This window comes from Nitrosococcus oceani ATCC 19707 (genome assembly GCF_000012805.1).
GTDB classification, from domain to species: domain Bacteria; phylum Pseudomonadota; class Gammaproteobacteria; order Nitrosococcales; family Nitrosococcaceae; genus Nitrosococcus; species Nitrosococcus oceani.
The window spans coordinates 3282577-3303854 of record NC_007484.1 but is presented as its reverse complement, the minus strand read 5'-3'; the positions used below and the strand labels follow the sequence as shown (position 1 = coordinate 3303854).

Genomic DNA, 21278 nt, shown 5'->3' with positions numbered 1-21278 from the left:
TTTAGAGTTTCGCCATGACTGATAGCAATTTTGTGGGCACAAAATTTTATCCGTCTGACAAATTCGCGCTTCAACGGGTGCTTTGGCTGGCCACGATTTACCGCGCAAGGCCCTCATTAGGTATCACCCTTCCACGGGCATCACTTCTCCTCCTCCCGAGGATAGGTTGCAGCGCTTGTGGCAAGGGGAAAATCATAGCGCGAATTCATGGTAAAAGGCTTCCGCCGCGTTTTGGTGCTTCGGTGGATAACAACCAAGGGAGACTGGATACCGAATTTATGGTTTCATGAGCAACAATGTAGGGACATTTCAGTCCCATTGTGATGTTACATGAGGTGGGATCTATCTTTATAGGCTTTGTTATCCTGAAGGTACAGGTGAACCGCCGATTCCTTCACCGATCTGTCCGACGGCTTCCCGCCAGTTGGGTTGCAGATAATCAACGCTGCTCCATAGCGAGGCCACTCCTATCGGGCGGCCTTGCTATAAAACGGGTATGTAAGCCTAAGCTTATTCAATATCCATGGGCGCGATAACCGGCTTACCATCCTGGATCACCGGTACGTCCACATCCGTCCTATCGACGCCGAATTCATAGGTACCTTTCTCGCCGGTGTCCTCGTGCAGCATGACGAAGACCTTGTCGCCGGAGGCAACTTCCTCATCCAGGCTAACGCTGACGTCTTCTTGGGTACCGGATTTCACTGCCGAATAGCCAATGGATTGTGGTGCAATAATATTGCCATGCTCGTCGCTGGCGTGAATCACCACGAAACCATCATCCGGGACGGTTACACTATCCACAGTAATTTCGCTGCCTGCCGGTTGAGGCGACACTTCGATTGCCGCCTTTTCGGCGGCGATGACAAAGCCGGCCACGCCGGTCATAGCCAGTACTAGCGGTAGAGTACGAAATTTCATCCCATTGCTCCTTTCTTGCCAAGTCAATGAATCCTGTTTCGCTTTCACCAAGCTAGATGAGTGCGGCAGGGTATAGGAAAAAAACTACCTTTCCCATGAGGATTAAAGGTAGTAAACGCTTGCTTGGGTGTCAATCGCTGTGATCATGGATCAAAAAATAATTGCATGCTGGCTCAGTTAACATAAAATGCGCCACCAACACATAACAGCGTGCGTCGGCTTAATTCCCTAGGCAGCGAGTTCCTTCTTCAATATTGGATTTCATGGTTGGTTGATCCGATCAATTATTGCTTTGGCATAGTCAGATTCGGCGTACCGCGTTATGGCGACTTTCACTGGAGTTTGGTCAATACAAAAACGGACAGGCCCTTTAAATAAGCGACCCGCCCAAATTTTGCTGCGTGCGCAATCGCTACCCCTTGGGACCGAACAATAGCCAGGCGATCAAGCCAATCAAGGGAAAGATAATCAATGCGATAATCCAGATTATCTTTGCCAGCGTACTCGCGCCGCTTTTCGCCACCTTGACGATGGCCCAGACCACGATGATCAACCAGATCAGGCTTAGTAGACCACCGAATACATTACCGACACTGCTAAACAAGCTATCCATGTCCTTTCTCCTTGAGGTATAGGAAAAACAAACTACCTTTCCCACGAGGATTAAATGTAGTAAACGCTGGCTCGGGTGTCAATGACCGTGAGCCTTGATCAAAAATAACTGTATTCCGGATTGAAGGGAGCTGTAAAAGGTGCGCATGGGTTTGGAATCAAACAGGCTCCATGAGTTCAAAGCCTCTTGCAGGTGAAGGTGGCGGTGCTCGAGCAGGCAGGCCGAGATGATCAAGGGATGAAACCGTTAAAATGACCGTTGAGAACGAAGGTTTTCATTCTCAATGTATCGGCCCGCTTAATGCACTCCCCAGAATCTTTGCGAATGAACCCAAATAGTGCCTGACAAAAAATTCTCTCTTAATCTAGATAAAGACTACTTGCCCAAGGCAGCAGTTCAAATAGAACTAAATTCTTTGAAAGCGAAAATAATAAAATCAGTATGAAATATCAGTGACCGTACGCATAGTGACGGCAAAGACATGAAGTAAATTGCATAGTGGTAGGAAATCAGTCGTATTCATCTTATCGCATTTAGATAATAGTAGCTTTTAAATCCTTTCTCCCCTGCCTCCACGCCTCAAATAAAGTAGGCTGCTGAATAGAGAATTTGAACTCAGCCAATCCCTATCATACTGAATTCTATGATGGGGTATCTGCCCATCTTTGGATGCTCTATTAAATCTTCTTGATCTAAAATATCGAGTTATCTGAAGAGTATAATTATAGGCAGTCATTTATAACTCTACCTACTGCTTATCTGTTTATGGCGAGCGTAGGGATAGGGCTTTTAATTTAAAAAAAGAAGGTTAGAAAGCAAGGGGTAAAGCCGAGTTAAAAATTATCACGGCGTTTGCTGTCCGCTTTTAGAATTATTGGGTAAGTGGTTCAATCTCAGAGCTCGAAGAATAGGAATAGGATTGGTTGCATAGCCACAGCTTCTGCCCTGGTGCAACCATCAACGAGTTTGCTAGGACGGCGACAATTATTGGCTGGGAAAAGATTCGCCCCCTAGCCCGGGTGCGGCAGACTTATCGACTACTCCCGGAATCGGCTGGGTAGACCCTTTAAATTTTCCCTGGAGTGCATCGACCCCCGCCTGAGGGTGGGCAAGAGGGGTAAGATCTTGGCGCTGACGCCGGCGTTCCTCGGTATTAATATCCATTCGCCGATCACGGCTTTCCACGAGTCCGGGCTTGGCTTCGCCAAAACGATTGAAGGACCAGGCCAGTGCTGGTTCGCCAAGGGGCAGCTGATCATTGTTCCCATTGCCGTGGGTGACTCGCCAAGTATGCCAGGTTTTTCCATAACTATTCATTTTGCCCTGCATCACCTCCTTGTCAGCTGCCTCTGGCAATCCGGGTGCAACGAGTTGTCCTGAGAGAATTTCGCCATTATGGGGGTGCCAGTATTGCTGCTCTTTCTCCGGAAGGCTGTTAAACAATCGCTCAGAAATAATATATTCAATACCATTCATGTTAGCGTCCGGCGTGTTGCCATCATACAGGACGCACTGAGCAAAATCCTGGTTAACCTGCTGACAGAAATGGTGCGCTTCAAATTGGTGCTGCGGATCGTTTTTCAGAGGATGGAATCCGACCAGATAAATATTGAGCTTATCGGGAGGTGCATCCCGTTGCAAAGCCAAAGCGCCTGTTTCTAACACATTTGTTTTGATACTCTCTGGTTGTCCCTCTATCTCCAGGGCTGGTAGAACTTTGCCACTGCCCGTGCATCCTGTTGCGAGTACTATCACTAGGAGGGCAGCCATGAAAATTATGTTCACCATAGTTTGTTTTCCTCCAGAGTCGCAGTCCTGCTGAGAGGGCCTTGAACCCACTGTTTGGGTTGACCTTGCCTATTTTTCTCCAGGCTTTGCTAGCGTGGCGCTAACGGTGTACGGCATTCACCACGGTAGCGGGATGAACATCGTGGCTGATTTCATCAAAATCGCTGCGTAAAATCTTTAGCGCTATCCGCTCTGTTTCTATCTCCCGTTGGGTACGTACTCCCAGGCGGCGAAATAGGGGGATTGGGGGACACCAGCCTTGAATAGCGTGCTGCAACAGAAAAGCCGATATCGCCACGGGAAATAGCAAGAATTTACGGTTTACCGCTAGCCCTAAGGTCAGACCCACTAGGGATAAGCTGGCGGCATTGGCCTCTAAAGTTCTCTCAATGTCCCACTCTTCATCTAGTTCTTGCAGACGTTGATCGATTTTTTCAGGATAAAGGGCATAGTGGCGTAATCGTTCCCGCATTTCCTCTTCAATCCGCCAATTAACTTCATCGACGGTATGCTCGGCTACTCGGTAGGGGGTTTCTGCTAAAGCCATGAAAGAAGCTCCTCAATGAATCGTGGAAAAAACGTTACTGAAAGACACCGCGGCACAGGACATCCGTTGCATTAATTCTAGACAAGCTTTCAGGGTTTACAAGGTAAAAAAAGAGGAAAGATAACCAGCTTTTTATTCTGATTGTAAAGGCGGAGAGGAGAACCACGAGTAGCAGAATTACTTGATTCTAGGTTAACCCCATCGTGGTTTGTTGCTTTGATGAATAATAGCCAAGGAAGAGCCTAAGCTCAATATGGAAGGGAGCTGTAAAAGACGCGCCTGGGTTTGGAATTAAACAGGCTCCATGAGCTCAAAGCCTCTGCGAATGAACGTAAATAGTGCCTGACAGCAAATCCCTTTTAAGACTATTTGCTCAAAGAAGCGGCTTAAGTAGAACTAAATCCGTAAAAACAAAAAGGGTAAAATCAGCATGAAATATTGTTGGAGTAGTGACCATGCGCATAGTAACGGCAAAGACGCGCGGGATAACATGTGGGTTGAACGTAGATCACATTTCCGTTAGGGCTTGTTTGTAGATATGATGAAAAAAGAATTTCTTGGAATCGGCGGCGATATGGACGGGCTGATAGACCGGGTACCGAATTTATGGTTTCATGAGCAACAATGGAGGGGCATTTCAGCCCCATTGTGATGTTACATGAAGTGGGGGATCTATCTTCTATAGGCTTTGTTATCCTGAAGGTACAAGTGAACCGCCGATTCCTTCGCCGATCCGTCCGACCCCTGCCAGTTGGGAGTCATGCAAGTCAAGTGTGCCTGGGATACAAATTCTAACCTGAAAGTTTAAGATAAAAGAGGACCATCATGGCTAACAATCAAACTACCCAAGTTAAAGAAAGGGAAACCGAGTCCACGACCGGTAAACTTTACGATCGCCCTGAATTCAAAGACCATTACGATAATTTTATCGGCGGCAAATTTGTAGCGCCTGTCGATGGTGAATATTTTGATGATATTGCGCCGATGGATGGCAAGCCGTTTACCAAGGTAGCACGTTCTAACGAAAAAGATATTGAACTTGCGCTTGATGCCGCCCACAAGGCAGCAAAAGACTGGAACCAGGCTTCTGCCGCCGAGCGAAGTAAGGTACTGCTCGATATTGCAGATATTATCGAAGAAAATCTCGAATATCTAGCGCGTGTAGAAACCGTCGAAAACGGCAAGCCCATCCGTGAAACCTTAAATGCCGACCTTCCGCTGGCGGTAGATCACTTCCGCTATTTTGCCGGCGTCATCCGCGCCGAAGAAGGCGGCATCTCCGAGCTGGATAAAGACACCGTAAGCATAAATTTGCCCGAGCCCCTGGGCGTGGTGGGACAAATCATACCGTGGAATTTCCCACTGCTGATGGCTACCTGGAAAATGGCCCCTGCCCTGGCCGCAGGTAACTGTACGGTGATAAAAGCTGCTGAACAGACACCGGCCAGCATCATTATTTTGGCCGATCTGATCAAAGAGGTAGTGCCCAACGGCGTATTGAATGTAGTTAACGGATTTGGCTCCGAGGCGGGCAAACCGCTGGCTTCTTCGCCCCGGATTGCTAAAGTTGCATTTACCGGCGAAACTACAACTGGACGGCTCATTATGCAGTATGCCTCCGAAAATCTGATACCCGTTACGCTTGAGCTGGGCGGCAAAAGTCCGAATGTATTTTTCGAAAGCGTGATGAATGCCGACGACGATTTTTTCGACAAGGCACTGGAGGGGGCCGCTATGTTTGCCCTTAACCAGGGAGAAGTTTGTACCTCTCCTTCCCGTATACTCGTGCAGGAGTCGATTGCCGATGCATTTATTGAACAGGTTGTGGAAAGGGTTAAAAAAATAAAGGTAGGCAATCCACTAAACTCCGAAACCATGGTTGGTGCACAAGCCTCCAATGATCAATTTGAGAAAATTCTCAACTACCTGGAGATCGGCCGGGAAGAAGGCGCGCAAGTCCTGACCGGAGGTCAAAAAGCAAATGTAGGCTCCAACGGCACTTCCGGCGGCTACTATATTGAACCGACGATCTTTAAGGGACACAATAAAATGCGCGTGTTCCAGGAAGAGATTTTCGGTCCGGTAGCCTCTCTGACAACCTTCAAGGATGAAGCCGATGCTATCGCTATTTCTAACGAAACACTTTATGGACTGGGAGCAGGCGTATGGACACGCGATGCACACCAGTTGTACCGCATTCCTCGGGCTATTAAAGCAGGCCGTGTGTGGGTAAATTGCTATCATCACTATCCTGCACATGCGGCCTTCGGCGGATATAAAAAATCCGGCTTTGGCCGGGAAAATCACAAGATGATGCTCGATCATTATCGGCAGACGAAAAATATGCTCGTCTCTTACGATAAGAAAGCACAGGGCTTCTTCTAAACGCTAGAACATTAACTCAAAAAGCTCCGGCCGGGCATCTCTTGCCGGGCCGGAGCCTTATTAAAAGCTGATACTAAGACGATGGCACAATCAATCCAAGTAAAACGCGTGACGGTTACCAAAGAGGCCAAAAAAGTGATCGACCAACTGCGGGAAAAACATGGCGACCTTATGTTCCATCAAAGCGGTGGCTGCTGCGACGGTTCCTCACCCATGTGTTACGAAGATGGTGATTTTAAGGTAGGCGGTTCTGACATTAAACTGGGCGAAGTCTATGGTTGCCCTTTCTATATGGCACGCGATCAGTTTGAATACTGGAAACACACCCAGCTTACGCTTGATGTAAAATCTGGGCGAGGCTCCAGCTTTTCCATTGAAATACCGATGGGCGTTCGCTTTATTATCCAATCGCGCATGTTTACCGAAGAAGAGCTACAAGCCCTGGAAAAACAGGACCCACTTTCTGCTTGACAATCTCCTTGTAACTTCCACATCCATGCAAAAAATGGTTAAACAGGATCAGGTGGTACGCGACAAAGCGAAAGCGGTGGTGAATGTCGAAAAAAAGGCAGCGGATGCAAAGACCCTAAACAAATTACCTGATCCAGGAGTGATGCCCCGGCAAGTGCGGCCGCTTTGCCATCGAGTGATCGATGACAAAGCGTAGCAGCGGACAAATAAGTGCGCTGGACTGGGCTTGCTTCACCAGGTTTTCCGCCCCCTTGTGGCGGACATTAGGAGGTATATCTGATGCTCGATGTTCATTTTACTGTAGATGTAGAAATCTGGTGCGATGGCTGGGTGGACATCGATCAGAAGTTTCCCGATGCCTTTCGTAAATACATCATCGGTCCGACTTCGAGCGGGGATTACGGCCTGCCGTACCAGCTGAAGGTGCTTGAAGATCACGCGCTATCCGCCAGTTTTTTTGTGGAACCGCTTTTTTCTACGCGGTTCGGGGATCAGCCACTTGAAGAGATCGTGGCCCTCATTCGCAATAGCCACCAGGAGATCCAGTTGCATTTGCATACGGAATGGGTGGACGAATCCAGACAACCGCTGATCGCTAACACCGCGACAAAGAGGCGGCATCTTTTCCACTATTCGCTGGAGGAGCAGACGCAATTGGTTGGCGCGGGCATCTTTCTGCTCAAGAAAGCGCAGGCGCCTGAAGTCAACGCTTTTCGTGCCGGAAGCTTCGGTTTCAGCAGAAATACTCTTCGCGCCTTGCACGCCAATGGTATTGGCATTGACAGTAGTTATAATGCCACCCGATTCGGACCCGCCAGCGGTGTGATGCCAAATGTGACGGTTGTCGAGCCAATTGAATGTGAAGGCGTCTTTGAGTATCCCATGACCGTGTTCAAGGATGGCACGGGATCGCTGCGCCATGTGCAACTGACCGCCTGTTCTTATGGCGAGATTGAGGCTCTGCTGTGGAAAGCGCTGGAGGAGAAACGCAGCTCCTTCGTTATTTTGTCCCATAGCTTCGAACTGCTTAATCCATCCAAGAACCGGCCTGATGAGATTGTCGTTGAACGCTTCAGAAAATTGTGCGCATTTCTTGACCGCAACCGCGATTCGTTCCGCACCTGTGGATTTCAGGGGCTGACTCCCAAAGCTGTGCCATCACAGCCCGCCCCGCTCAAAGTAACGCCATGGAAGACGGGAATAAGAATGTTTGAACAAGCCTATCGCAGGAAATACCAATGAAAGGTTGGAAGTTACGCCAGGTACCTTTCAAATATCAGCTCAGTGACCGGACATTGTGGAGCGCTTCATTGCCGCTCCAATGCCGATCGGTCGATCTGTTTGATGAATCGTTGCCGCAGTTGCCACTGGAACCGCCCGCTGACGAACTTGTGGAGGGAAGCCAGGGATTCAGCGTCCGTGCGCTACCGGTAGGCACTGAACTTCCCAGAATCAGCAGACATGGCAGCTACCTCTGTTACGTGCCGTTGAATTATCAGCATTACTATATTGATTTGTCCCTGACCTATGACGACTATCAGAAGACGTTTTCTTCGAAAACGCGTTCCACGATTAATCGCAAAGTGAAGAAATACGCCAAACATTGCGGCGGCAACATCCGCTGGAAAACCTATAAAGCACCTGGGGAAATCGGTGATTTTTTCCGCCAAGCACGGCGAGTGTCAAAGTTGACGTATCAGGAACGGCTTCTCGATGCGGGGATCCCTGGGTCCGATGCCTTCATCCAGCAGGCGGAAGCACTGGCGGGCGAAGACCGCTTGCGGGCCTATATCCTATTCGACGGCGAGCGGCCCGTATCGTACCTGTATTGCCCCGCTCGTAACGATGTGCTCATCTATGCCTATCTCGGCTATGATCCTGACTACATGAAGCTGTCGGTCGGCACAGTACTTCAATGGCTAGCTCTGCAAGAGCTTTTCGGCGAGGGTCGATTTAAAATTTTTGATTTCACTGAAGGCCAGTCGGATCATAAGCGCCTCTTTGCCACGCACCAAAAAAATTGCGCCAATGTATTCTTTGTCAAGAATTCGATTCGCAACGGAGCTATCATCTACAGCCACAATTTTTCGTCTTGCGTATCAGGTTGGCTGGGTTCCAGGCTCGACCAGCTAGGCCTGAAAGCAAGAATCAAACGTCTACTGCGATTCGCGGGATAAGCAAACCTCCGATGATCAACCTCGCCAAAGAACTCTCCAAGAAACTTGCTCGATTAGTATTGGGCGACTATTCCGCTTACTACGTCTACGCCAGCCCGGTTGACAGCGAGAATTCGGCACCAACTGCATCAAGACCCAAATTCAGCGTCCGCGCGACGGATCAGCAAATGCTTGAGCTAAGCAGCGAACCGCTAATTCGCGAACAGATGCATTATCTGGGCGAAGAAGCCTATGCGTACGCCTGTTACCTGGACAATCGTATCGCAGGGGTATGCATCTATTGGTATGGGGAACGCTACCGGAAACGCGATTTCTGGCCACTTCGCAACGACGAGGCCAAGCTTGTACAGATTGTCACTTCACCCTCGATGCGGCGCAGCGGCGTAGCGACTCAACTCATCGCCTTGTCATGCCTTGACATGCTCAAAAGAGGTTTTCGCAGGACGTACGCGCGCATATGGCACTCCAACTCTCCTTCATTACGTGCCTTCGAGCGGGCCGGATGGTCGAAAGTCGCCCTTGTAATCGAAATCAACCCCTTGCGTTTACGGCGTCCGAACCGAATACGTTTCAATAGCCGGTCTTGAGTCGGTAAAACCCCAGAAAAACCGGGCAGAAATTCGTTGGTTCAACCGAATCAAAGGCTTATGGCATAATTATAAATACCACGCAAAAATATTTAAAGTCAGAATGATAATGATGCTTCACCAATATTTCTCTGTCTTGGTCTTCCCGATTTTCTTGCCGTGGCACGCTGATGGGTCAATGCTTATTGGTAATGTAAATCGCTCGCTTCCAAGCACTAGCCCTTTATTAATACTTTCCCTGATTTCTTTTAGGCGTTCTGCTCCTGCATGGACATTCAATAAATCACGGTAGTTGTTCAACCGCCCATTTTTCGATATCCCTCATGCTAGCTATTCAGGATGTGGTGTTTGTAATTCACTTTGCACCAACCAAGACTTAACACGACCTTCCCACAACGTGCCCCTACGCTGGTAGGTATGGTTAAAATAGCCGAACATACAGACAACCGATTGATTGCAACTTATGCCCTATTTTAATGACAACGGTTTCCATGATAGTGGCGATGGTTCCCCTGCTGATGGCAAGCGGTCCTGGCGCGGTGAGTCGTTTCGATATTGGGTTGGTGGTGGCCGGTGACCATAGGGAAGAAAAGGAAGCAGTCGAGCCCATGGAACAGGAGTCCGGCTTTAAGGCCTAGCTTAAAGAGCGCGATCTTTTCTATAGGACCTAAGTACCCAGAGAAGCCGTAGAGGGATATTTTGCTAAAATTATAACCCTGTTTCCCAGTAATGTTGCTAGACTTTGACGAAGGGGAGTAGAAGTCTTCCGTGTCGTGAATAAGGTACTAGAGAGGTAAATAAGTATGAGTGATTTACCGGAATATATCGACGGCCTACCCAATCTCTGTGGCTCTGAAGAACTCATTGCCAGAACTCGTGCCCAAGGGCCAGTTTATCTGTCCCAGAGCGGCATTGATTTTGGCCATATCCAGAGCGCCTTTGCCATCGCCTTGCATATGCAACAGCCGCTGATTCCCGCAGGCGGAGAAGATCTCCATACCGCGGCGATTATCAGTAACCTTAAATATATGATGGATAATCAGCATATTGGGGATAATCACAATGCGCCGGTATTTCATTGGTGCTATAAGCGTATCGGTGAACTTGTACCCCAATTGGTGGATGAGGGTAAAAATCCCCGGGTCATGTTGGATTATTCCGGGTGCTTGCTCCATGGTTTGCGGGATATGGGGTTAGATGACGTTTTTGATGCGCTTAAACGGGTCACCATCGATCCTCGTTATCGGCGCTGCGTGGAGTGGCTGGGCAATACCTGGAGCCATGCGGTTGCTCCTTCCACGCCGGTCCAGGACTATCGCCTGCATGTTCAGGCTTGGCGTCATCATTTTGCAGCTATTTTTGGCCTGGAGGCCCTGAGCCGGGTGAAGGGGTTTTCGCCAGCAGAGATGGCTTTGCCCAATCACCCTGATGTTTGCTATGAGTTTGTCAAGACTCTTAAAGAGAACGGCTATCAGTGGGTGCTGGTGCAGGAGCATTCGGTGGAGCAGCCCGAGGAGGATGGACACCCCCGGCGGCCACATATTCCTCACCGGCTGGTGGCGAAAAACTCCAAGGGAGAAAGCGCCAGCATCATTGCCATCATCAAGACTCAGGGTTCGGACACCAAGTTAGTAGCCCAGATGCAGCCTTATTACGAAGCCCAAGGCTTGGGTCGCCAAGAGTTCAAAGGCCAGCTTATTCCACCTCTGGTCACCCAGATTGGCGATGGCGAAAATGGCGGAGTGATGATGAATGAGTTTCCAGGTAAATTCATGGAAGTCATGGGTGAGGCCACAGGTTCTCCCACGCCGGCGGTGAATGTCAGCGAATACTTGGAATATCTAGAAACTTTGGGTCTCAAGGAAAGCGATTTTCCAGTGGTGCAGCCGGTGCAGCAGAAAAAAATCTGGGATAACTTTGAAGCGGGAGGGGGACCAGAAAAGCTGGAAAAACTTATTGAGGAACTGCAACATAACGACCCTCAATTTAACATGGATGGGGGTAGCTGGACTAATAACATTTCCTGGGTCCAGGGTTATGAAAACGTGCTTGGCCCCATGGAAAGGGTTAGTGCTTTATTTTCAGAAAGAGTGCTGGGTCAAGCAGGCATTGCTACCTCGGAATACCGCTATCGCAATGCCCTTTATTATCTCCTGATGATTCAGACCAGTTGTTACCGCTATTGGGGCCAGGGAATCTGGACCGATTATGCCCGCGAGTTATGCCGGCGTGCCGAAGCAATTCTGGAGCATGATTTCAAGGATGCCGCGGCTTGATTTTGAACGAATAATAAGTTGCCTCGTGAATAGCTAAGTTAGGAGAATCACAGCAGGTGGATTTATCCTGTTAAATGCTTAAGGGGTCTCATGGAAAGAATCGTTTGAGAAACGCGAATTCTCCAGACTGACAAGGTGAGGTGGGACCGAACCGCAGTCAGTCATGGCGAAACTCCAAATCCTAGTTACATGCCCTAGTAGTTTCCGTCAACCGCCGGATGGGCGGGTGAATGCTGCGTTGAGTTCGTTCATCCATCAAACCCTCAATTGCGATGCATTCTCCCGCAGCCATTCCCGGCACTGGCGATAGTCTGGCATTATCCGCGCTATTGCCTGCCAGAATTCCGGCGAATGGTCATGGCGGATCAGGTGGCACAGTTCATGAACCACTACATAATCCACACAGCGATTCGGCGCCATCATGATTCGCCAATTGAACTCCAGCCGTCCTTTTGCGGTGCAACTGCCCCAACGTGACTTGAAAGTCTTGATGCCCATCCCGGCGGGTTGTACCCCGACTACCGGGGCAAAGCGTTTCACTTTTTCCTTCAGCTTCTGGTCTGCTTGTCGCCTGTACCACCGGACCAGGGCATGGCGGATCATCTGGGGCTGGTCCTTACCTTTGGGGTTGGTAACCAGCAGTCGACCATTTAACAGTTTAACTGACTGGAATGCGCCTTTTTCAACCTTCAGCCGGTAGTTGCGTCCCAGATAGGAGAAGGCTTCACCGGATACGAACTGCTTCTGGCTGACCGGCCGGGCTTGCTGGTGCAGGACGATTTTTTCCTTGATCCATTGTCGCTTCGCCTTCAGCAGCGCATCCACGCGCTCTATCGGCAGAGTGGCCGGGATAAGCACCGACACCGCGCCATCTTCTATCCGTATACCCGCGGTTTTTCGCCGATCGGTGCGTATGACTTCAGCGATAAAGCCATTGCCATCGCGGTATTCGGGTTTGGGTACCGCCATTATCCGAACTTTCGCTTAGCCAAGTCCATAAAGCGCTCTTGCACAACGGTCACAAGCGCTTTATCCGCGTAGGAACAATCCAGTATCGCCCGCTTGATTTCCTTTTTCATCCGCTTCACTTCATCGGGCTTGTGGAAGAAATCAACGATCTGGGTTGCCTCATCAAAGGTCTTCACCAGGAATTGGCTGGTTGCTTTGATATCCTCATGAACTTCATCGCCGACTAATCCATCACCACCATGCCGAGTGACCTCAGCCATGAGAATATTATAGAAGGCGAATTCCGTTTTGGTGAGACCAACCTCATCCGCTGCCTGCTTATGTTCGGTTTCGATGTTATCGACCATCTGAAGGAGCAATTCCAATTGCTGCTCCCATTTGCCATTGGTTTTCTCGATGATCTCCCGTAGACGCAGGCTCAGCGACTTATAGAACTCGGGGTCTTCCTCAAGGTTAACGATAAGATGGTGCTTGATGGCGCTTTCAATTTCAGAGGCACGGGATTCCGGCGACTTGATCTGCTCTACCGATTCCCTGAAATTTGCCGCCATCAGATCAACCGGTGGTATCTTGGGGTCTACGCCGGTGCTGATGATGTGCTCTTCCACCAGCTTGCGCACCTTTTCACCGGCGTCGAGAATATTCAAACCAGGGTCGCGGTAGCGGTTACGAGCAGCGTTCTGTACCTTGCCCCAGAACTTCAGGTCTGGCACATAGGGCTTGGCAGCCACATCCGGCAGTATCACGTCCATTTGCTTGGCGAAGCGTTTGAAGCCCCGTTCAAATTGCTGGCGGGTGTCTTCATCCTTCAGGCGCAGCACATAATCATCCACATCCGCGCCTTTCACCCCGGCAAAGATGGCGGCCACACGGGTATGAGCAGCTTTCAGCTTGGGTATTTCGTCCTTCAGCGTATGGTAGGTGCCTTGCACATCTTCGCTGCTGAACTGGTTGAGGGCTTCGGTCAGGTCATCAGACAAGCCATGGTAATCTACGATAAACCCCGCCTGCTTCCCCTTGCAGGTACGGTTCACCCGGGCAATGGCTTGCATCAGCGCGTGATCTTTCAGGCTGCGATCCATGTACATGACCTGCGCTATCGGCGCATCGAAGCCGGTGAGCAGCATGTCCTTGACGATGAGAAAGGCGGTGGGGTCTTCCCCCAGGGGCTTAGTAAAGTTTTGAATCGCCTGCTTCTGGTGGACCCGGTCTGTGTACTGGGCAAGGGTTGCCGGGTCATTGTGTTTGCCGGAAATAATCACCTCCGACGGCGGCGCGTCCAGCTCATCCAGGGTTTGCTTGAATACCGTGGCGGCATGGCGACTGCCCACCACAATCATGGCCTTGAAACCGTTGGGCTGGATGTGTTCACGGTAGTGCTTCAGCAGATCAATACAGACCCAGCGAATCCTTGCCGGGGCCTCCCGTACCGCCCATTCTACCCCATATTTTTGTTTGATTGCCCGTTTTTCTTCATCACTGCACCCTTGGAAGTATGCTTCAAACAGGGCATCCAATGAATCGCCCACCACATCGCTTTGCACCTGTCGACCTTCGTAGATGATGCGCACTGTGGCGCCGTCTTCCACGGCTTCGTTGATCTTGTACTGGTCAATATAGCCCCCGAAGGCTTGATCCATTTTTTGGGTCTTCAATAGCGGTGTGCCGGTAAAACCAATCTTGGGGGCCTTGGGCAAGGCGGCATTGATAGTCATGGCCAAGCCGCCAAACTGGGTCCGGTGGGCCTCGTCCGCCAGCACAATGATCTTGCCGCTGGGGTTCAGGTCTTTGAAGCCGCCTGCCGCTTCCGCGTCCTGGAATTTCTGCACCGTGGCGGTGACGATATCGGACGAATCGCGGCTCAACAGGGTTTTCAACTCCGCCACGGAGCCCGCGTTGTAGACCGTTTCGTTCTGGGCGCCGCGAAAGGTATTGGACAACTGGGTATCCAGTTGGGTGCGGTCGGTGACGAACACCAGCTTGTATTGCTGTAACGCCGGATCACGGCGCATCTTCACCGCCAGCATCACCATGGTCAGGGACTTGCCCGACCCCTGGGTATGCCACACCACCCCGGACTTTTCCTTACGATCCGTGCCGCTTTTAAGGCGTTTGATGACCTTGTTCATGGCGCGGTATTGCTGATAGCGGGCCACCTTCTTGACCAGGCGACCCTCAACGGCTTCGAAGATGGTGAAGTTTTGGAGCAGGTCGAGAAAGTTGCCGGGATCTAACATACCCGCCAGCAGGCGCTGTTGGGGCGTGACGGGGCTGGCCTGTTCAAACTCACCGGCATACCAGAGCGGTGGCGCCATTTCCCGTACCTCGTATTTGCCACCGGGGCTGAAGGGATGTGCACGGATGTCCCCATCGGTAAAGGGGTAGGCGTCTTTCCATTCCCCGTAATGCTGGGCACTGGAACTGATGGTGCCCACCTTGGCTTGATCCCGGCAGGTGGTGATCATTAGCTGGTTGTACCAGAATAGCTTTTGCGCCCCTTCATCGGTTTCCGGATAGCGAAGGTTGGCATAGCGGCGAAGTTGCTTAATACCTTCGCTAATGGCATCCGCCACGTAAGGGGATTTGCATTCAATCACCGCCAACGGCAAACCATTCACAAAGCAGACGATATCGGGAATGATATTCTGATTGAGTCCTTCAACCTTGAACTGGTTAACGCACAAGAATTCATTGTTACCGGGATTTTCAAAATCAATAATTTTGACCGTCTGCCCCTTGCGTCCCTTGCCCAAGTCCTGTTCGATAGACAGGTAATTGACCAACATCTGGTAAATGGCATGGTTGTATTCCATCAAACCCACATGGTTGGGGTGGGTGATTTCCCGCGCTACCTTACGCAGGTTTTCCTCACTGAGCCAAGGGTTGATGCGCCGGATAGCCCCTTCCAGACGGCCAACCAACACCACGTCCCGGTAGTAGGCCCGTTCCGCGCCCGCAGCCTCCGGTGACAGTTCAACGCCACGGACATAGCGCCAGCCTAGCCGTTGCAACTGGGCAATGGCGGGGGTTTCTACTTTATCGAGTTCGTCCTGAAACACGCCTAATCTTCTCCCGAAATTTTCCGTAGTTGTACGCACGGATATAAAACCTGCCGGTAGGACCACCATGCTATCGGTATACCGCGCAAGTTTTCTATTTTTACTATATATTTATATATTTTTATTTGTATACTATAAATATGTATTTATAAGCTTAAAAATAGATTATAGATAAAGGCGCTTTATGAAAGTTAACCCCCACAAAAAACTCGATCAGGACTCCGGTTTCACGGGTTACGTGGCCTTAAAAGGCTTCTTTAAAATCACCGCTGACTGGGGGCTTAATAACCAACAGCAACGTATCCTGCTCGGCAATATCCCGGAGCAGACCTTCTATAAGTACAAAAGGCTGCCCGACGTTAAACTTAATAAGGATATCCTGGAGCGTATCTCCTACATTCTGGGTATTCGCAAAGCCTTGATGACTCTGTTCCCTAACAAACAGCGGGCTGATGCCTGGATCACTAAACCTAACCGCGACTTCGGCAACGCCAGTGCCCTAGACGCCATGCTGGGCGGTTCCATCACTGATTTGGCCCGGGTACGCCACTATCTGGATGCCTGGCGGGGGTGACCAAGCCCTACATCACCCCGGAGGGCAGTTGGTTTCGTTTGGTGCCCTCTCACTTTCCTCCTATTGCCGTGTTCGAAGATTGCTATGATAGCCCCGACGAACTCGAGGTTGCCTTTGCCCTTGAAGCCATGACCAACGAGCGCCTGCGCGCCGAAGCTGGTAATTTACTTCTGATCCCCAAGGAAGACTGGGTGAGTGGCCCTGGCGCCACGGCCATCATGGCGGCCTTCACCCACTTAGGCAGAAACACGCGTTTTAGTGACGGCAAGTGGTATGGGGTGTACTACGCAGCCGAGACTGTGGGCACCGCCATCAAAGAAACCATGCACCACCAAAGCCGATACCTGCGCGCCACGAATGAAGACGACATGGAACTCACTATGCGCTGCTACATTACGAAGGTATTAAAGCCATTGCTGGACATCAGCGGGCCTGAATTTGTCCCCCTGCATGATGCCAATGATTACCGGCCCGCCCAGGCTTTCGCGCGGCAGCAGCGAGAGCGCAATGAATGGGGCTTTTATTACAATAGTGTGCGTCATGAGGGTTTTCATTGCATTGCCGCCTTGCGCCCCCCAGTGTTAAGCCTGGCTACCCAGGGCAGTCATTTTCGCTATGTGTGGTCCGGTAAACGGCAAGCCTTTAGCCAACACTTTCAGATCAGCCTCGATTCCTCATGGCGGCAAGCTTAACCTAATGGGCTAAAATACGAATTTCAAGCCATCTTCGTTCTAAAACAGGATATTTTACCCGCTTATTTTGTCTGCCCGATTTGGGCTTTCCAGATGTTTAGACGGTTCATTTTGTTGATAAAACAAGCGGCCGACAGGCTGAATATGGTCGCGAAGTTTTGGATTGTCGATTTGCCCGAATATGGACAAATCAATTTCATAGGGCAGCAGCAAATCGTCCAGCGCCAGGCTGATCCGGTTCAGGGTAGCCAGATCGATATCACCCTCCAGCGCCAAGTCGATATCCGAGCCGGGGCGGTAGCGGCCCAAGGCACGGGAGCCGTACAATCGTGCGCCGCGGACCGCCGGGAACCGCGCCAGCACCTGGCAAATATTTTGCCGCTGTTGCCCGGTGAGGCCGTCGCCGGTCATTGCCCGGCGGCCTTCAACTCGGCGAGGCGCTGATCCAGCCGCACAAACTGGGGCTGGTAGCGTTCGATCACTGCCTCCACAATAGCCTGGGCCGTGGCCCGATTGTAGGTATGAGTGGTCCGGTTGCGGCTGGCGATCATGTCCATCCATACCTCTCCCTGTCCAATGAGGCCCACCGAGAACGCTTTGCGGGTGGCATCCCGGGAACCCATCAGCCCTTGCTCGCCCTGGTATTGCAGGTAATCCTTCAGACAGTTCCAGGCTAGCTCGTGGGTGAACTCGAAGCTTTGGATCAGGCTCTGTTGCTCCAGTTCCGACAGGGGTCGCTCGCGGCTCAGGGCCACGGCGTTGTTCAGGTGGGCCAGCGCCCGGCGGTAGTTAGCGTAGCGCTGTTGCCAGCGAATATCCGCAGTCATGGTGTTTCTCCTGAAAGCGCTATCATAATATTTTTATATTCCACAGGCTTGACCTTACAGGGCGCGGACCCATAGTATTTTATAAATGGACTGGGGGATTCCCGGTCGGCAATCAGCCTCGATGAATACATCGGGGCTTTTTGCTTTTTGGATCAGGCGATCACTGGTTCCTCTTGTTCGACGTTGACGCGGACTTTGCCGGTGAGCAGGTCTTGCATCAGGGCTTTTTTGGTATCGAGCAAGAGAGTAAGGCGTTTTTCAGTTAAGGCTATTTTCTTAGTTACTGAATTAACAGCATTGAAGATAGCTTTTTGCTCAGTTAGTGAAGGAACTACCACTGTAAGGTTTTTCATATCACTGACGTTAAAGTGCTGCTGAGCAAGTCCACCTTGTGCCTTCAAGACTTGCCCTTTTCCGTGGTCAGAATTCACCCATAAACAAAAAAAGTCTGAGTCAATACGCGAAGATGGACGAGTAATGACAACATCTATGCAGTTACAGCCTTCAAATTCATCAGTAACTACCGCTGTCGTGCCGGGATAACCTGTTCTGACTGTCAAAAGGTCACCCTTTATTAGCCGGCTTTTTTTGAGTATTTCATTTGAGTCTTCTGAAAAATATTTCAAGTTATCCATGGTTAAACCGTTTTCACGAACATTTGCGGAGCGCAATGCAGGAACGCCTGATTCAACATAGTATTGCGCTGGTTTAACGACGACCCCAACCATTATGGCAACAGCGACTTCCCCCGCGCTGCAAATACTCCACCCCACCGGAATCCTTCCCACCGGCGAGTCCTTGAATTCCGTGTGCCCAATCCCTTTGGTCAACAATTCCTGCATCATGGCGGTTTTCAGATCTTTCAGCTTGTGGATCTGGGCGCGTGTTTTTTCAATCACGTCATCGACGGAGGACAGGATGGCGGCGATTTTTTGTTGTTCGGGGAGAGGGGGCGTGAGAAGTGGGGCCTCATTGATAGCATCCGCAGTCAGACCAAAGCGAGTTATTCCATTTGCCAGTATGTAAAAGTAGTGCTGAACGCTTGGCAACTGGAATAGATGGGAAAGGAATTCACCGTCGGATTCATCTTGATCTGGCTTCAATAAGGTTAAATGATAGCCACAAACCACCCCAGAAAGATCATCACTCACATACGATGGGACTGCTATGTCATCAGGAGTTTCAGAATCCTTCGTGATTATCACATCTCCTTTTTCTAGCGAGAAGCGGTCTATTTCCCGCTGTTTCGCACTCGCCGCCATAAAATCAATTGCAGACGTGATCCTGTTGTTGTAATACACATCAGTGTAGTTACACAAACGAACCGGGATTTCCGACGTTTCAGTCTTCTTGTCAATATTACTAGATCGAACGTCTACGAGTTTTCCTAGCGGCTTAACTTCCCACCCCTCAGGAACCGTATCACTCATACCCTAGCTCCTTCAGATAGCCTTTCATCACTTCCTCAGCTGCCGCCACCTGGGCGTCCAGTTCATGCAGGGACACCCGGTACTTGTCCCACCAGCGTTCCAGTTGTTGGATCACCTTGGCGTCAACTTCCCCAGCCGCTTCCCGGATGGCTTCCTTGGACTCGATCTCGGGCTTGAACTCAAAGTAGCGCTCATCCCGCCTCACAAAGACCATGGTCACATCAAAGTCTTCCAGTATTTCTTCCCGGATATACTCGCTTTCCACTTCCCGCACGGGAATACCGCCGTGGAGAATGGCGCGGACATCGAAGATTTCCGGGGGCGGCGAGGTGTCCGCGTAGCGGCGAATATTCAGGTTATCATCGTTCCCGGCAATGTCCGCCAAACTGACCACCTTGGAATACCGCTTGATCTCCCTGTAGTCATCGAAGGTCCGAACGATCTTGTCCATATCCTGCGGGCGCAGTTTGTTCTGGTTCTTGCCTTCCTGAAATTCCAGCTCGCCGTTGATGAACAATACCTTGCCTGTGCGTTCCGCCGGTTTGTTTTTGTTGAGGATCAGCAGGCAGGCGGGGATGCCGGTGCCGTAGAACAAAGCGGCGGGCAGGCCGATCACCGCTTCCAGTAGATCATCCTTCAGGATGCCCTGGCGGATGGCTTTTTCGCTGGCGCCCCGGAACAGCACCCCGTGGGGCATGACCACCCCCATCATGCCTTCGGCGTTCAGGCTGGCGATCATGTGCTGGACAAAGGCCAAATCCCCGGCGTCCTTGGGGGGTGTACCGTAGGGGAAGCGCCCGTAGGCGTCCTTGTCCGCTTCATCCTTGCCCCACTTTTTCAGGGAAAAGGGGGGATTGGCGATCACCCGGTCAAAGGTCATCAGTTCACCGCCCTGGGTATGCTGGGGTTCCCGCAGGGTATCCCCCTTGCGGATGTCGGCGCTGTAGACTCCGTGCAAAAACATATTCATCTTGCAGATGGCCCAGGTGTTCAGGTTCATCTCCTGACCGAACAGGGACAGATTGGCCGGGTTTTCACCATGACGGGCCAGATAGTTGCGGGTCTGCACCAGCATCCCGCCGGACCCGGCGGTGGGATCGTAGATGCGCATCCCGGCCTGGGGCTTGAGCAGGGCCACCAGCAGCCGCACCACCTCGGAAGGGGTGTAAAACTCGCCGCCCTTCTTGCCGGCGCTATCGGCAAACATTTTTATCAGGTACTCGTAGGCGGTGCCCAGTAGATCGGGGTGCTCGAAGTCTTCATTGCGAAGCCGATGGCGGCTGAAGTGACGGAGCAGATCCCGCAGTTTCTTATCCGAGAGCTTGTTCTTGATATTGAAGTCGATGGACACCAGCACCCCTTCCAGGGAAGGGTTGACTTCCTCGATGGCTTCCGTGGCCTTGTTCAGCTCGGTGCCAATATCGTGTTTCAGGTCTTTCAGGGCACCCCAGCGGGCGATGGGCGGAATGTAGAAGGTCTTGTCGTATTCGTCCTCATCGTTGGCCAGCTCCCGGGCCTCGGCGTCAGTTTTGCCCTTGCCCAGGTAGTACTGGATAACCCCTTCCTGGGCTTCCTCAAAGGCATCGGACAGGCGCTTGAGGAACATCATGCCGAAGATATAATCCTTGTACTCGGAGGCGTCCATGTTGCCCCGGAGAATATCGGCGGCCTCCCACAGGAAGGATTCCAGTTGTTGTAGGGTGATATTGTGGCTCATTTAGAAGGGATTTCCTGGACTGCAATGGCCGCGAAGGCGGGCGGTTGAATAGCCGCTTGCCTCCTCGCGGGAGTAAAGATGGCTTTGAGTGTACCGGCAAGGAGGATGGGCAGGCAACGGGGCGGGTGGTTTAATGCTGAGCCAAGTACCGCATATTCCACAAATTCACGCGAAGGGGGCTGGCGTCTTTAGGCGGCAGGGGAATTCGCGTCCTCCTCGTATTTAAAATTCCGACAATTATGATA

The 21278-nt window shown here is 51.0% G+C and carries 20 protein-coding genes; 10 read left to right on the top strand and 10 right to left on the bottom strand.

The genetic code is table 11. The features are described from left to right. Positions 1 to 510 precede the first annotated feature (510 nt). The 4 genes from NOC_RS15450 to NOC_RS15435 form a co-directional block, all read right to left on the bottom strand. On the bottom strand, positions 511 to 921 hold the full coding sequence (locus NOC_RS15450) for a DUF7282 domain-containing protein (protein WP_011331095.1): 411 nt from the start codon (positions 919 to 921) through the stop codon (positions 511 to 513). 412 nt (positions 922 to 1333) lie between these two features. Beyond that, positions 1334 to 1534, bottom strand: coding sequence for a PLDc N-terminal domain-containing protein (locus NOC_RS15445; protein WP_002813416.1), 201 nt, complete (start codon positions 1532 to 1534; stop codon positions 1334 to 1336). Positions 1535 to 2518: 984 nt separating this feature from the next. Further along, positions 2519 to 3322: an OBAP family protein gene (locus tag NOC_RS15440; RefSeq protein WP_011331093.1), complete on the bottom strand. Its 804-nt coding sequence runs from the start codon at positions 3320 to 3322 to the stop codon at positions 2519 to 2521. Positions 3323 to 3422: 100 nt separating this feature from the next. Next, a complete protein-coding gene (locus tag NOC_RS15435; protein ID WP_002813749.1) occupies positions 3423 to 3869 on the bottom strand; it encodes a DUF2892 domain-containing protein in 447 nt (148 codons plus the stop codon). Between the two features lie 825 nt (positions 3870 to 4694). Here NOC_RS15435 and NOC_RS15430 point away from each other — a divergent pair. From NOC_RS15430 to NOC_RS15405, 8 genes are all read left to right on the top strand, one after another. Next, the gene (locus tag NOC_RS15430) at positions 4695 to 6254 is read left to right on the top strand and encodes an aldehyde dehydrogenase family protein (RefSeq protein WP_002812053.1); all 1560 of its coding nucleotides are present in this window, start codon (positions 4695 to 4697) and stop codon (positions 6252 to 6254) included. An 81-nt stretch (positions 6255 to 6335) separates the two neighbouring features. Beyond that, a complete protein-coding gene (locus NOC_RS15425; RefSeq protein WP_002813324.1) occupies positions 6336 to 6725 on the top strand; it encodes a DUF779 domain-containing protein in 390 nt (129 codons plus the stop codon). Between the two features lie 25 nt (positions 6726 to 6750). Then, a complete protein-coding gene (locus NOC_RS17585) occupies positions 6751 to 6921 on the top strand; it encodes a hypothetical protein (protein WP_002813275.1) in 171 nt (56 codons plus the stop codon). An 83-nt stretch (positions 6922 to 7004) separates the two neighbouring features. Further along, positions 7005 to 7967 (top strand): polysaccharide deacetylase family protein, encoded by a 963-nt coding sequence (locus NOC_RS15420; protein WP_011331092.1) that lies wholly within the window; start codon positions 7005 to 7007, stop codon positions 7965 to 7967. Further along, a complete protein-coding gene (locus NOC_RS15415; RefSeq protein ID WP_002812247.1) occupies positions 7964 to 8902 on the top strand; it encodes a GNAT family N-acetyltransferase in 939 nt (312 codons plus the stop codon). The genes NOC_RS15420 and NOC_RS15415 overlap by 4 nt, the downstream gene beginning before the upstream one ends. A gap of 11 nt (positions 8903 to 8913) precedes the next feature. Continuing rightward, positions 8914 to 9489 (top strand): GNAT family N-acetyltransferase, encoded by a 576-nt coding sequence (locus NOC_RS15410; protein ID WP_002812179.1) that lies wholly within the window; start codon positions 8914 to 8916, stop codon positions 9487 to 9489. A gap of 476 nt (positions 9490 to 9965) precedes the next feature. Further along, positions 9966 to 10127: a hypothetical protein gene (locus NOC_RS17770; RefSeq protein WP_002812822.1), complete on the top strand. Its 162-nt coding sequence runs from the start codon at positions 9966 to 9968 to the stop codon at positions 10125 to 10127. Positions 10128 to 10292: 165 nt separating this feature from the next. Beyond that, positions 10293 to 11765 (top strand): hypothetical protein, encoded by a 1473-nt coding sequence (locus NOC_RS15405; RefSeq protein ID WP_002813071.1) that lies wholly within the window; start codon positions 10293 to 10295, stop codon positions 11763 to 11765. A gap of 255 nt (positions 11766 to 12020) precedes the next feature. Here the strand turns inward: NOC_RS15405 and NOC_RS15400 are convergent, their stop codons facing one another. Then, positions 12021 to 12734: a M48 family metallopeptidase gene (locus NOC_RS15400; protein ID WP_002812846.1), complete on the bottom strand. Its 714-nt coding sequence runs from the start codon at positions 12732 to 12734 to the stop codon at positions 12021 to 12023. Further along, on the bottom strand, positions 12734 to 15832 hold the full coding sequence (locus NOC_RS15395) for a type I restriction endonuclease subunit R (RefSeq protein ID WP_244859988.1): 3099 nt from the start codon (positions 15830 to 15832) through the stop codon (positions 12734 to 12736). The genes NOC_RS15400 and NOC_RS15395 overlap by 1 nt, the downstream gene beginning before the upstream one ends. 145 nt (positions 15833 to 15977) lie before the next feature. On the opposite strand from NOC_RS15395, the gene NOC_RS15390 reads away from it, so the two are divergent. Both NOC_RS15390 and NOC_RS15385 read left to right on the top strand, forming a co-directional pair. Beyond that, on the top strand, positions 15978 to 16367 hold the full coding sequence (locus NOC_RS15390; RefSeq protein ID WP_002812904.1) for an MbcA/ParS/Xre antitoxin family protein: 390 nt from the start codon (positions 15978 to 15980) through the stop codon (positions 16365 to 16367). Then, positions 16364 to 17059 carry an RES family NAD+ phosphorylase gene (locus NOC_RS15385; RefSeq protein WP_002812991.1) on the top strand — a complete coding sequence of 232 codons (696 nt, stop codon included), beginning with the start codon at positions 16364 to 16366 and terminating at the stop codon, positions 17057 to 17059. Before NOC_RS15390 ends, NOC_RS15385 begins: the two co-directional genes overlap by 4 nt. 54 nt (positions 17060 to 17113) lie before the next feature. Here the strand turns inward: NOC_RS15385 and NOC_RS15380 are convergent, their stop codons facing one another. The 4 genes from NOC_RS15380 to NOC_RS15365 all read right to left on the bottom strand — a co-directional run bounded on the left by NOC_RS15380 (position 17114) and on the right by NOC_RS15365 (position 21033). After that, complete coding sequence (locus tag NOC_RS15380; RefSeq protein ID WP_002812929.1) at positions 17114 to 17470, bottom strand: nucleotidyltransferase domain-containing protein; 357 nt, start codon at positions 17468 to 17470, stop codon at positions 17114 to 17116. Next, on the bottom strand, positions 17467 to 17886 hold the full coding sequence (locus NOC_RS15375; RefSeq protein WP_002812814.1) for a nucleotidyltransferase substrate binding protein: 420 nt from the start codon (positions 17884 to 17886) through the stop codon (positions 17467 to 17469). Before NOC_RS15375 ends, NOC_RS15380 begins: the two co-directional genes overlap by 4 nt. 152 nt (positions 17887 to 18038) lie before the next feature. Then, positions 18039 to 19316, bottom strand: coding sequence for a restriction endonuclease subunit S (locus tag NOC_RS15370; RefSeq protein ID WP_011331090.1), 1278 nt, complete (start codon positions 19314 to 19316; stop codon positions 18039 to 18041). After that, entirely contained in the window at positions 19309 to 21033 is a 1725-nt protein-coding gene (locus tag NOC_RS15365; protein ID WP_002813448.1) for a type I restriction-modification system subunit M, read from the bottom strand. Before NOC_RS15365 ends, NOC_RS15370 begins: the two co-directional genes overlap by 8 nt. Between the last annotated feature and the right edge of the window lie 245 nt (positions 21034 to 21278).